11 protein-coding genes and 2 tRNA genes are annotated in these 9,944 nt (G+C 70.4%); 4 read left to right on the top strand and 9 right to left on the bottom strand.

Annotation, left to right across the window (positions count from 1 at the left end; genetic code table 11):
- On the bottom strand, positions 1-1,444 hold a 1,444-nt coding region (locus VGL85_RS00085), incomplete at its 3' end, for a S49 family peptidase (RefSeq protein ID WP_331584706.1).
- A gap of 113 nt (positions 1,445-1,557) precedes the next feature.
- A complete protein-coding gene (locus tag VGL85_RS00080; RefSeq protein ID WP_331584704.1) occupies positions 1,558-1,971 on the bottom strand; it encodes a MarR family winged helix-turn-helix transcriptional regulator in 414 nt (137 codons plus the stop codon).
- Between the two features lie 413 nt (positions 1,972-2,384).
- Here VGL85_RS00080 and pal point away from each other — a divergent pair, with 413 nt between their 5' ends.
- On the top strand, positions 2,385-2,948 hold the full coding sequence (gene pal, locus VGL85_RS00075) for a peptidoglycan-associated lipoprotein Pal (protein WP_331584702.1): 564 nt from the start codon (positions 2,385-2,387) through the stop codon (positions 2,946-2,948).
- Between the two features lie 169 nt (positions 2,949-3,117).
- Here pal and VGL85_RS00070 read toward each other — a convergent pair.
- Positions 3,118-3,194 (bottom strand) — tRNA-Pro (locus tag VGL85_RS00070).
- Positions 3,195-3,344: 150 nt separating this feature from the next.
- Here VGL85_RS00070 and VGL85_RS00065 point away from each other — a divergent pair.
- Both VGL85_RS00065 and VGL85_RS00060 read left to right on the top strand, forming a co-directional pair.
- Positions 3,345-3,418, top strand: a tRNA-Gln gene (locus tag VGL85_RS00065).
- A 145-nt stretch (positions 3,419-3,563) separates the two neighbouring features.
- Positions 3,564-3,941, top strand: a complete 378-nt coding sequence (locus VGL85_RS00060) for a YciI family protein (protein WP_331584700.1) — start codon at positions 3,564-3,566, stop codon at positions 3,939-3,941.
- 29 nt (positions 3,942-3,970) lie between these two features.
- On the opposite strand, the gene VGL85_RS00055 is transcribed toward VGL85_RS00060, so the two are convergent.
- The 4 genes from VGL85_RS00055 to VGL85_RS00040 form a co-directional block, all read right to left on the bottom strand.
- Positions 3,971-4,213 (bottom strand): hypothetical protein, encoded by a 243-nt coding sequence (locus tag VGL85_RS00055; RefSeq protein ID WP_331584698.1) that lies wholly within the window; start codon positions 4,211-4,213, stop codon positions 3,971-3,973.
- 142 nt (positions 4,214-4,355) lie between these two features.
- On the bottom strand, positions 4,356-6,227 hold the full coding sequence (locus tag VGL85_RS00050; RefSeq protein WP_331584696.1) for a M56 family metallopeptidase: 1,872 nt from the start codon (positions 6,225-6,227) through the stop codon (positions 4,356-4,358).
- On the bottom strand, positions 6,227-6,640 hold the full coding sequence (locus tag VGL85_RS00045; RefSeq protein ID WP_331584694.1) for a BlaI/MecI/CopY family transcriptional regulator: 414 nt from the start codon (positions 6,638-6,640) through the stop codon (positions 6,227-6,229). The genes VGL85_RS00050 and VGL85_RS00045 overlap by 1 nt, the downstream gene beginning before the upstream one ends.
- Positions 6,641-6,717: 77 nt before the next feature.
- Positions 6,718-7,338 (bottom strand): hypothetical protein, encoded by a 621-nt coding sequence (locus VGL85_RS00040; protein WP_331584692.1) that lies wholly within the window; start codon positions 7,336-7,338, stop codon positions 6,718-6,720.
- 199 nt (positions 7,339-7,537) lie between these two features.
- On the opposite strand from VGL85_RS00040, the gene VGL85_RS00035 reads away from it, so the two are divergent.
- Positions 7,538-8,446 carry an alpha/beta hydrolase gene (locus tag VGL85_RS00035; RefSeq protein WP_331584690.1) on the top strand — a complete coding sequence of 303 codons (909 nt, stop codon included), beginning with the start codon at positions 7,538-7,540 and terminating at the stop codon, positions 8,444-8,446.
- Between the two features lie 4 nt (positions 8,447-8,450).
- Here VGL85_RS00035 and VGL85_RS00030 read toward each other — a convergent pair whose 3' ends face one another.
- Both VGL85_RS00030 and VGL85_RS00025 read right to left on the bottom strand, forming a co-directional pair.
- The gene (locus VGL85_RS00030; RefSeq protein WP_331584688.1) at positions 8,451-8,996 is read right to left on the bottom strand and encodes an N-acetyltransferase family protein; all 546 of its coding nucleotides are present in this window, start codon (positions 8,994-8,996) and stop codon (positions 8,451-8,453) included.
- Positions 8,993-9,944, bottom strand: a 952-nt coding sequence (locus tag VGL85_RS00025) for a prolyl oligopeptidase family serine peptidase (protein WP_331584686.1), incomplete at its 5' end; no start/stop codon positions are given. The genes VGL85_RS00030 and VGL85_RS00025, both read right to left, overlap by 4 nt.

Raw genomic sequence — 9,944 nt, 5'->3', positions numbered from 1 at the left:
GCACCTGCTGGGCCGGCATGCGGCGGCCCTCGGCCACACGGGCGACGAAGCCGTCGTAGATCCGGTCCATCCACGCCGAGAAGGCGGCAGCCTGCGTCGCACTCATCGGCTTCTCCGGCGAGCCCGAATCGGCGAACTCGCCGCCGACACTCAGGCGGCGCATGTCGACGCCGAACCGCGCCAGGGCGTCGCCGAAGGCGATCTTTCCCCCGAACACCCCGATCGAACCGGTCAGCGTCGAGGGTTCGGCCACGATGGCCGAGGCCTCCGAGGAGACCCAGTAGCCGCCCGAGGCGCCGTAAGTCCCCATGGAAACCACCACCGGCTTGCCGGCGGCCTTGGCCGCGCGGATGGCGGCCAGGATCTGTTCGGAGGCGGTGTCCGACCCGCCCGGGGAGTTCAGCCGGAAGACGATGGCCTTCACGTCCTTGGCCTTGATGGCGTCATAGAAGGCCTGGGCGAGGTCGTCGGAATAGATGGACGAGCCGCCGGCGAAGGGGTTCCCGCCCTGGTCCTTGCCTTCGACGATGTCGCCCTCGGCCTCGATCACCGCCACGGCCGGGCCGACGCCCCGCTCGCGCGGCAGGCGGCTGTGGGCATAGTCCTCGAAGTCCACCAGCTGGGCGCCGTCGCCGGCCTGTTTCAGCAGCTCGGCCTCCGCCTCGTGCACCTGTCCGGTCTTGTCGATCAGGTGATGGGCGAGCGCCTCGTCGGCCAGGTAGGGTCCGCCCTCGATCGTGGCCTTCAGCGCCGCGGGGTCCATCTTGCGGTCGGCGGCCGCGGCCGCCAGGTCGGTGGCGTAGACCGAGCCGATCCACGACAACTCCGCGGAGCGGTGGGCCGCGGTGTAGTCGTCGTAGAGGTAGCCGTTGACCGCGTTCTTGTACTCGTAGCGCTGCTCGTAGTCGGGCTTGATGCCGTACTTGTCGAAGAACCGTTTGAAGAACAGGTCCTCGTTGGCGATGCCGGTCACCTGGAACGAGGCGCCGGGCTGCATCCAGAACTCGTTGGCGGCGGCGCCCAGCATGTAGGTGGCGGTCACGATTCCCGAGGGATAGAGCCCCTGGCTGTGGGCGATCACCGGCTTGCCGGAGGCGCGGAAGTGCTTGATCGCCAAGCGCAATTCGTCTGCCAGGCCGGGCTCGACCCCGCCGTCCGGCAAGCGGATCAGCACCCCCTTGATGCGCTCGTCCTTCTCCGCGCGGCGCAGGCCCTCGACGATCGACATGGCCGAGTGGCCACGCCGGGCCAGGCCCGCCAGGGCGCTCTGCGGCGACTGGTCGGTGAGCGGGTCGCGCAGGTCCAGCTCCAGCACCGTGCGTGAGGGCGTGGGCGCGGGCCCGGCGGCCGCCGCGGCCATGGAGATCAGCACGAACGGGATGCCGATCATGAAGATCAGCAGGCCCGCGAAGACCCCGGCGGCGGTGATCAGGAACTGCTTCATGGGGATCCGGGCGCGCGGGCGAAGGGAGCGACGGCTCCCTTCTAGGTCAGGCCAGTTCTAAGTCGAGCCGGGCCGGCGCGCACCGGTTTTCGACGAGCGGGGCCCAGGGCGGGTCAGTCGCCGTTCAGCGGACGCAGGCGGCGCAGGGAGGCCCCCAGCGCCGGCTTGCGTTTCAGCATCTCGTTCAGGTGCAGGGTGGCGAGTTCGTCCAGCAGGGCCGCGCCCTCCGCGGTCAGGCTGAGCTCGACGCTGCGTCGGTCGACGGCGGACGGCGTCCGTCGCGCCAGCCCGGCCTTGGCCAGCCGGTCGACCAGCTGCACGGCGGCGTGGTGGGTGAGCAGCAGCTCGTCGGCCAGGTCCTTCATGCTCATCGCCCCGCTCGGCCAGGCGGCGATGGCCAGCATGGCCTGGTACTGCTGCTGGGTGACGCCCGCGCCCTTGCTGATCGCCTCGCTGGCCGCCAGGAAACGACGGAGCGCGTGGCGGAAGCCCGCGAGGGCCCGGAAACGGTCTGGGTCGAGCGCCATGCGTCCACTCTAGATCGCGCCGCCGGGAAGGCCAGTCGCGCGAAGGGAAAGGATCGATCGGGAGCCCCGGCTGCCCGGCGGAACGGCTGCGGTCGTCCCACCGGGCTCCAGAAAGCGCGGGGCGGTTGAGCCGGCGACAGGCGCTTCGCCGCTCAGTCGTGGCGTGACACACTCGAGCCCAAGCCATCAGACCCGAGAGGGGGACGCCGATCCCGCGAACTCACTGGCCGGCATCAGCCTCCCAACTGCGACCGGCATTTATATCATGGGACGATATTTATTCCGGCGCAAGGGCTCGCTGCGGCGCGGCGCGGCGCGGAGAATTCGCGTACCTGCGAAAGATGGAAGCTTCAAAATATCATGAGATGATATATAAGACGGAAGAAGCTCTGGCTTGTCTCATGGAGATGGAAATGACCTCTCGCGGCATCCTGTCCGCCCGTATCTTCAAGGCCGGCGCGGCCGTGGCCGGCCTGGCCGCGCTCGCCGCCTGCGCCTCGCACCCGAAACCCGGCCCGGCCGCCGGCCCGGTGGCCCAGGCCCGCCCGTCGTCGCCGTCGCGCGGCGCGCCCGCCTCGCGGCCGGCGGCGGTCGCCCAGGCCGTCCTGCCGGGCTCGGCGCGGGACTTCGTCGTCAACGTCGGCGACCGGGTCTACTTCGACTACGATCAGTACAGCGTGCGCAACGACGCCGAGCCGCTGCTCGCCGCCCAGGCCGACTGGCTGAAGAAGTATCCGGCCGTGCAGATCCGCATCGAGGGCAACGCCGACGAGCGCGGCACCGAGGACTACAACCTCGCCCTGGGCGCGCGGCGCGCCAACACCCTGAAGGAATTCCTGGTGGCCCACGGCGTGAACTCGGGGCGGATCACCACGGTCTCGTTCGGCAAGGAACATCCGATCGACACCGGCGAGGGCGAAGCGGCCTGGGCGCACAACCGCAACGGCCACACCGCCATCCTGAGCGGCGCGCGCTAGATCCGAGAATAAAGGGGGCCGGGCGACCGACGCGCAGCGATCTGCGCGCCGGCGTCCGCGCGCCTGGGCTTCGCGCGCCTTGGGTTCTCGCGCCTTGGGTTCTCGCGCCTTGGGTTCTCGCGCCCTGGGGAAGGCCGCGACGCGCGCATTTTCGATCTCGGGAAAGGAATGGTCGGAGTGGCAGGATTTGAACCTGCGACCCCCGCGTCCCGAACGCGGTGCTCTACCAGACTGAGCCACACTCCGAACTTGGAGGGCGCCTTATAGAGGAGGGGTTCCGGCCCCGCAAGGCGGCCAAAACGCCCGATTTATGATAGGTTCCGAGGGCGTTGCATCCTAGGGTCTCCTACGCTATCTCCACGCCTCCCCTGGGCCAGGCCCCGGGACCATTCCTGCTGGGGAATGGTGTAATGGTAACACAGCGGTTTTTGGTACCGTCATTCTAGGTTCGAGTCCTAGTTCCCCAGCCAATCCCTTGCTTCAGGATCTTGCCCCGCCGGCGGCCCATGGCTGTCCGCTGGGATTTGCGCTGCAGAATGTCGGATCGGCGGCGACGCGTTCGTCCATCGGATGCGAGCACCCTGCCGCAGAGCCGTCGAAAGGACGATCCGAGCCATGCGTTTCATGTTCCTGATCCACACCGCCGCCGAGGCGGCGCCCACGCCGGCGCTGATGACGGCGATGCACGCCATGGCCCAGCGGGAAGTCGCCGCGGGTCGGATGATCGCCGACGCCGGCTTGAGCTCGGCGGCCGACGCCAAGCGGGTGCAGGTCCGCTCGCGCAAGCTGACCGTGCTCGACGGGCCGTTCGCCGAGACCAAGGAGGTCGTCGGCGGCTTCGCGATCTTCGAGCTGCCCGACATGGCCGCCGCCGAGGCGAGCGCGCGCGCGTTCATGGACCTGCACCGCGAGCACATGCCCGACTGGGAAGGGGTCTGCGAGATCCGCCAGATCGCCGGCTCGCAGGTTGAACTGATCCGCGCCGGCGGCTAGCCGGCCAGGGGGCCGGGCTGCCGGGCGGCTCAGCTCTTCTTTGGAACGGGCACGAGGTCCATGCCGCAGCCCGGCGCGGAGCAGGCGCCGGGGGCGTCGAATTCCTTGCCGTCGTTGGGGCAGCCGCAGGGCGGGCAGGTCCACTTGCCCGTCGGCGACTTGGGCGGATCGTCCGCGGCGTAGGCGACACGCGCGCCGGCCCCGGCGCAGGCGCAGGCGACGCCGAACAGGGCGCCGCGCAGGATCAGGCGGCGGGAAGCGATAGGGGTCATGGCGAGGCTCCGGGCGCGGAATATTGGAGCCTGCAGCTTCCGCCGATCGGCGTTCCGGCGAAATGACTTTCGTCCGACGAAAACGGACGCGCCCCCGTCGGGGGACCCGCGGGGGCGCGAACCTGAAGCGATCAGGCGTCGGTCAGGGCGTCGCCCTGGAGGGCGGGTCGTCGAAGTCGTGGGCCATGCGCTCGGCCATGGCGTTCATGTCGGCCTGCATCTTCTGCATCCGGGCCTTGAACTCCGGCGAGTTGACCATGGCCTGGGCCTTGGCGCCCTCTTCCGCCGCCTTTTCGATCCGGGCCTTGAACTCAGGCGAGTTGACCATGGCCTGGGCGCGCTCGCCGGCTTCCTTGGCGGCGGCCATGCGGGCCTTGAATTCCGGCGAATTGACCATGGCTTCGGCCCGCACGCTCGCTTCCGTGGCCTTGGCGATCCTGGCCTTGAACTCGGGCGAGTCGACGTAGGCGGCGGCCTTGCGGCCTTCCTCCTGGGCCTTGGCGATCCTGGCCTTGAACTCCGGCGAATTGACCATCTCCTGCGCCTTCCTGGCCGAGTCCTGAGCCTTGGCGATCCGGGCCTTGAACTCCGGCGAGTTGACCATGGCCTCGGCCTTGGCGGCGGCGGCTTCGGCCACCCTGGAGTCGGCCTCCCAGCGCTGCTTCTGCTCGGCGGTGGGCTCGCTCGGATTGTCGTTGGTGACGGTGATCTCCACGCCGTCCGAACCGGTCCAGCTGTGGCGATAGCCGCCCTGGCCACGCTCGATCGTGACGCCGTCGCGGTTGTAGATCATGTTCAGGTGATGGTGCGGCTTGACGGCCGGTACGGCTGGAACCGCGGGCGCGGTCGGTGTGGCGGGAACCGCGGGCTGGGCCGGCTCGGCCAGGGCGGCGGACGCCACCGGCCTCGGCTGCGGCGCGGGCGCGACCTGGGCCAGGACCGGGGTCACGTGCAGCAGGGCGGCCGAGCCCAGGACGCTGGCGCCCACGGCGGCCAGGCCCAGGGCGCGCGCGGCGCCGACGAACGGGGCGTCGGTCTCGCGGGGTTTCATCAGGTGCATCAAACGGTCCTCCAGGTCGCTGCGGCCGAACAGGCCGACGGCGAGCGCGGCTTGGGCTGAGCCCCCCAAGCGATGGTTGGTGTGGCGATCCGGGTCACCCAGGCTGCGGGCGAGGGAGACGAGGCATTGGGCGTAGGTCTTGCGCGAGGCCATGGCGGAGGCCGCGATGGCGTCGCAGGCGAGTTCGCGGCTGGCGCGGACCCCGGCCTTCAGCCCCATCAGCGCCGGATGCCAGGCGACCGGCAGGGTGAGCAGTTCGCAGGCCAGGTTCACCGCATAGTCGCGGCGCACCACATGGGCCATCTCGTGCAGCAGGGCGGCGGCGAGTTCCTGCGGCGCCGCGGCCAGGTCCTGCGGCATCAGGATCACGGGGCGGATCGCGCCCACCACCGCGGGGCTGCGCACGGCGGACGAGGCCAGCACCGGCGGGGCCCGGCGGCCGTGGGCCAGGGCCAGGGCCTCCAGCGCCTCGGTGGCTTCGTCCGGCAGGGTCGCGGGGAGGGCGCCGCGCACCAGCCGGCGCGCGGCGAGGGCGGCGCTCGCCAGGCGGACGGCCAGGGCCAGGGCGAAGGCGGCGACCAGCGCGGTCAGGGTCCAGGCGATGGCCGGCGTGAGGCTGAGCGGCGGGGCCAGCTCGGGCTCGGCGGCGGCTTCGGCGGCCGGCGCCGTGGCGAGAGCCGCCTTGAGCAGCATGGGCTCCGCGGGATCGGCGGGCAGGGCGGTCGCCAGCGGATCGCCGGCGCCGATCCGGGCCACCACCGGCGCCGGATGCGGGATCACGCCCTTCAGCGAAACGGCGGGCAGGATGGCGGCGCAGGCCAGGAAGGCCAGCCACAGGCGGTTGCGGGCCCTGGGCGACAGGCTTGCGAACCGTGCGGCGGCGAAGGCGCAGGCGGCCACCAGGGGGATCTGCCAGGCGGCGTTGATCACATAGGCGACGAGGACTTGCTGCATCACTTGGTCTCCCCTTCGTCCGGGGTTTCAGGGTCCTCGCCGGCCGCCAGGCGCTGGGCGCGGGCGAGCTGTTCGGGGGTGAGCTGCTGGGTGTTGACCAGCGCCATCAGCAGCGCCTCCGGCGAGCCGCCGAACATCCGCGAGACCAGGTCGCTGAGCGCGGCCTTGGTGGCCCCGTCGCGGCTGACCGCCGCGTGGTAGGCGAAGGCGCGGCCGACCTGGGCGCGGCGCACCTTCTTCTTGCGCAGCAGCACGTTCAGCATGGTCTGGACGGTGGTGTAGGCGAGGTCGGAGCCCAGCCGCTCCTGAACCGCCGAGACCGTGCCCGGCCCGCCGTCCCACAGAACCTGCATGATCTGCAGCTCCAGGGGCGTCAGCACCCCGTTCGAGCGTCCGCGGGCGGATAGGGCCAAGACCGATCTCCTAATTCTTTCGGAGATGTTCCGCCGCCGCCGGCGTCCGGTCAACTAAACTTTTAGTAGGGAAACGCTCAATGCAGGGGGTCGAAGCGGACCTTGGGGTCAGGGCAGGCCTTCACGGGCGCGGTCGTGAGGTCGCGCATGTTCGAGATCCAGCACTGGTCGAGGATGGAACAGTAGCAGGTACGGAAGGTGAAGTCGGTCAGATGGCTGGCGAAGGCCTGGCCGACAGGGGTGTCGCGCCAGACGCCGAAGGTCGCCTTGGCCTCACCGGCGCGCAAGACGGTGCGGTCGGTGACCTCGAAATGGCGGCCGATGTCCGCTTCGTCCGGGCCCAGGCCACAGCAGCGGCGCAGGAGGTCGCGGCCGGAACTCGCCGGCTCGCCCCTGTAGAAGACCTCGAAGCTCTGGATCTTGGCCGGCCCCACGCCGCTGTTCGAAACCCCGATCGCCGCCAGCGTCCGCCCGCCCTCGGTGCTGTACTGGTTGGCCATCACCGCGCCGATGAACGGCCAGGAGTTGGCGGCCACCAGGTCGCGCTCGGTGCGGCCGTGCTCGATGGCCACGGCCAGCGACACCGCCGAGATGAAGATCGCCGACAGCGCCAGGGTGAGGTCGATCCACCGGTGGCCGGTGTGGCGGGGATGGGCCGAGATGTCGTCGGCCCCGCTTTCGATCGGCGGGTGGGACATGGGCGAAGCTCTAGCATGTCACAGGACGTGACGGCAGCGGGTCCGCAACAAGGCCGCGACAGGTCCCTTGAGACCGGCCGCCCGTTTCGGCCCGCGAAACTCGAGTCTTTAGATGACCCGGCGGAAGCTTCCGCCGCAACGAAGCGCCCGGGGGAGCCGTTTGAGGCCGCAAATCTCAGGCGGGGTCCAGGAGGCCGCGATGCATCGCAGGACGCTTATCTCGGCCATGGCGGCCGGGATGTCGGCCGCCGGCGCCGCCACGGCCCAGACCCGCGACAAGGGAGTCCGCCCGATGAGCGCATCGCCAGCCGAAGTCGAGACCCGCGACGGCGTCCGGCTGCATGTGCGCGCCTGGGGCCAGGGCCGGCCGGTGGTGTTCGTCCACGGCTGGGCGGTGACCTGCGAGGTCTTCCAGTACCAGATGGCGGCGCTGTCGGCGCAGGCGCGCTGCATCGCCTACGACAAGCGCGGCCACGGCCGCAGCAGCGACCCGGGCTCAGGCTATGGCTACGACGACCTGGCCGACGACCTGGCGGCGGTGCTGGAACGCCTCGACCTCCACGACGTGGTGGTGGTGGGCCATTCCATGGGTCCGGCGGAGATCGTCCGCTACCTCAGCCGCCACGGATCGGGACGGGTCTCGCGCCTGGTGCTGATCTCCTCGGCCCTGCCGTTCATGATGCGCACCGCCGACAACCCCGACGGCATCGACCCGGCGATGTTCGCCGCCCGCCGCAAAACCTGGGTGCAGGACATGCCGAAGTTCCTGGCCGAGAACGCCCGCGGCTTCGTCCTGCCTGCGACCTCGCAGCCGACCGTGGACTGGCTGGCCGCCATGGGCGCGCAGGCGTCGCTGAAGGCGCTGATCGACCTCAACCACACCATCACCGAGACAGATCTCCGCAAGGAAGTGGCGCAGGTCCGGCTGCCGAGCCTGGTGATCCACGGCGCCGAGGACAAGTCCGCGCCCCTGGACCTGGCCGGCAGGCGCACCGCCGCCATGATCCCCGGCGCCCAGCTGAAGGTCTACGAGGGCGCGCCGCACGGCCTGCTGCTCACCCATGCGGATCGGCTGAACCAGGATCTGGCGGGCTGGATCGGCGCCTGAGGCCTCAGTGACCGTTGAGGGTGACGCCGCCGCCCTCGGGCGGCAGGCCGTCGCCGCCGTTCAGCGGCTTCTGCATGTGGACGATGTCGACCCAGCGTCCGTGCTTGAAGCCGACGCTGCGGCCGATGCCGGTCTGCTCGAAGCCCAGCGACCGGTGCAGGCCGATGGAGCCGGAATTGCCGCTGTCGCCGATCACCGCCATCAACTGGCGCACGCCCAGCGCCTCGCAGGCTTCGATCACCGCCGACAGCACCGCGCGGCCGACGCCCTTTCCCTTGGCCTCGGGGCTCACGTAGACGCTGTCTTCAAGGGTGTAGCGGTAGGCGGCGCGCGGGCGGAACGGCCCGGCGTAGGCGAAGCCCAGCACCACCCCGTCAACCTCGGCCACCAGGTAGGGCAGGCCCATGTCCTGCACCGCGCGGCGGCGCGCGTCCATGTCGTCGCCGGTGGGCGCGACCTCCTCGAAGGTGCCGAAGCCGTGCAGCACCGCGTCGCCATAGATGGCGGCGAGCGCGGCGGCGTCGGCCTCGATCGCTGGGCGGACGATCATGCCTTCTGCCAACCCTTTTCCAGCGCCCAGACGGCGAAGGCATAGTCCAGTGCGATCTCCTTCAGGAAGTCGAACCGGCCCGAGGCGCCGCCATGGCCGGCCTCCATGTTGATCTTGAGCAAAATCGGGGCGGGCCCTGCCGACCATTCGCGCAGCTTGGCCACCCACTTTGCCGGCTCCCAATAGGTGACGCGCGGGTCCGACAGGCCGCCTGTGGCCAGCACCGGCGGATAGGCCTGGGCCATCACCTTGTCGTAGGGGCTGTAGTCGGCGATGCGGTCGTAGTCGTCCGGCGCCTCCAGCGGATTGCCCCACTCGGGCCACTCCGGCGGAGTGAGCGGCAGGGAAGTGTCGCTCATGGTGTTGAGCACGTCCACGAACGGTACGGCGGCGACCACCGCGCCCCACAGGTCCGGGCGCATGTTGGCGATGGCGCCCATCAGCATGCCGCCGGCCGAGCCGCCGTAGGCCGCGATCCTGCCCTTGGTCCCATAGCCGTTCGCCGTCAGGTGCTCGGCGCAGGCGATGAAGTCGGTGAAGGTGTTGGGCTTGGCTTCCTTGCGCCCGTCCAGGAACCAGCCCCAGCCCTTGTCGGAGCCGCCGCGGATGTGGGCGTTGGCCCAGATCCAGCCGCGGTCGACGAGGCTCAGGTTGCGGATCGAGAAGCCGGGGTCGAGCGCGATGCCGTAGGCGCCGTAGCCGTAGAGCATCAGGGGCGCCGTGCCGTCGAGCGGGGTGTCCTTCAGCATCAGCACGGTGATCGGCACCTCCGCGCCGTCGGCCGCCTTTGCGTAGAGCCGCCGCGTCTCGTAGCGGGCCGGGTCGTGGCCGGAGGGGATCTCCTGGGTCTTGCGCAGCGTCCGCTCGCGCGTGGCCATGTCGTAGTCGAAGGTCTGCCGCGGCGTGGTCGGCGACTGGTAGACGAAACGGGTCAGGGTGGTGTCGTAC

Origin of the sequence: Phenylobacterium sp., assembly GCF_036501465.1 — a bacterium.
GTDB lineage: Bacteria > Pseudomonadota > Alphaproteobacteria > Caulobacterales > Caulobacteraceae > Phenylobacterium.
Note: the sequence above shows the minus strand (reverse complement) of the source record. Positions and strands in the feature narration are given on the sequence as shown.